1 pseudogene is annotated in these 1,895 nt (G+C 42.9%); it reads left to right on the top strand.

Going from position 1 to position 1,895, the window contains the following annotated elements:
- Positions 1-66: 66 nt before the first annotated feature.
- Positions 67-1,194: pseudogene (locus AAEY57_RS19085) on the top strand (alkaline phosphatase D family protein); the annotation flags it as partial.
- Positions 1,195-1,895: the final 701 nt, after the last annotated feature.

Genomic DNA, 1,895 nt, shown 5'->3' with positions numbered 1-1,895 from the left:
AAGAAAATAAGCCACACCTTAATTTAACTGACGTAGAGCTCAACGCACTAGTTATCGCTTAAGCAGATCTCAGGTTACTTACTTAATTTTAGTAGTACCGCGTGGCAATATGTTGACTTATCAAAGCTAAATTACTCAGGCGGTAACGAAAAAAGCCAAGCATTGTTTAGCACAGAAAAAGCCACACTCATTGATTACGCTAAAGGCTTAGCTGAGGTAGAGCGATTATGTGCCAATGTGTCTACCTTAATGATGTTTGACGATCACGATGTAACTGATGATTGGAACCTCACCGCCGGGTGGGAGCAAGCCATTAATCAAAACCCTAGCAGCAAGCGTATTGTTAATAATGGCTTAGCAAGCTATTGGCTGTTTCAGGGGATGGGTAACGACGCGCTACAAAAAACCGGTGCGCTACTTACTCCATTTACAACAAGTTTAGCGGGCGATCAGCATTGGCAATTTAAAGCGTTTGATAAACACCTTAACGATTTTAACCATTGGCATTATGAGCTAACAACTATTCCTAAAGTGGTGGTGCTTGATACCCGAACACACCGCTGGCGTAACGAGCAGAACTTTAATGAACCCTCAGGCTTGTTAGATTGGGAGCGTCTCACTGAGCTTGAAGAAAGCCTACTCAGCCATGACCAAGTCATTATTGTATCGCCCGCACCGGTGTTTGGAGTCAAATCAATAGAGGCAATTCAAGCGGTGTTTAACATGTGTGGGCAACCGCTTATGGTTGATGTAGAAAACTGGATGGCGCACGAAGGTTCAGCTAAAAAATTGCTCGACACATTTAGACGTACCGACACCCCAAATGAAACGCTGATTTTATCAGGCGACGTGCATTATTCGTTTTGTTTTTCAGTGCAAAAGCGTTTTGGCGATCACCCCAACAGAATTTGGCAGCTCACAGCCAGTGGCATTAAAAACGAGTTCCCGCGTAAGCTAATAAATGTGCTTGATAAGCTCGACTCCATTTTATATGGCCCTAAAAGTCCGCTTAACTTTTTTACCAAACGCTGGCACATGGAAGTCGACAAACACCAAACTAAAGGCACAGGCCAAAAGTACCTAGTAAGTGATTCGGCTATTAGTTTGGTTACCCTTAAAGGCGGCAATTTAGTCCGCTACCAGCTCATACACGGCGACGGCCACACCACCGAATTTGATTTAGAAGAGCAGTAAATTTGAACAGGCGATAGGTTTTAGGTGCTAGGTATCAGGCCGCTATTATTTCCGACTTGTAGCAGCGACTTCATGTCGCGTCATTTTTTAATGTCGCTGGCGGCGGGCGGCGGGCGGCGGGCTTCTAGTTGCGGGCTAAATATCTAAAAGCGCAGCGTCTCTTAACCCTCTTTGTGAATAAATTACTTAAACCCAAAACATAAAAATTGCTCTTGAACCACAGAGGACACAGAGGCGCTGCGCGCTGCACAGAGAATACAAAGTATTTGCTAATACTTATAACATTTGTATTTAGTCACTTTCTCTTTTTTCTCCTACCCTCTGTGGTAAAAAAATCACTAAAATATTTTTTGAACAAAGAGAAGAAAATGAGAAACAAATGAGAGGGTCAAGCCGGTTCTAGGTTGATATTATTGCCGACTTGTAGCAGCGACTTCATGTCGCGGCATTTTTTAATGTCGTTAGCGACGAGCTTCGAGTTGCGGGCTAAATAACTAAAAGCGCAGCATCTCTTAGCCCTCTTTGCGCATCATTCACTTAGGCCTAATTGAACTGAGAGAAGAGAATGAGAAGTAAATGAGAAAATAAAGCCACTAACCCAAGTGATTAATTGTTTTGTTACTGCCTCTAAAAGCGAAGCGTCTCTTAACCCTCTTTGTGAATAATTTTCTTAAAGATCTTATTGCACTGAGAGAAGAGAA

Source organism: Pseudoalteromonas sp. MER144-MNA-CIBAN-0113 (genome assembly GCF_040308965.1).
GTDB classification, from domain to species: Bacteria; Pseudomonadota; Gammaproteobacteria; order Enterobacterales; family Alteromonadaceae; genus Pseudoalteromonas; species Pseudoalteromonas tetraodonis.
Note: the sequence above shows the minus strand (reverse complement) of the source record. Positions and strands in the feature narration are given on the sequence as shown.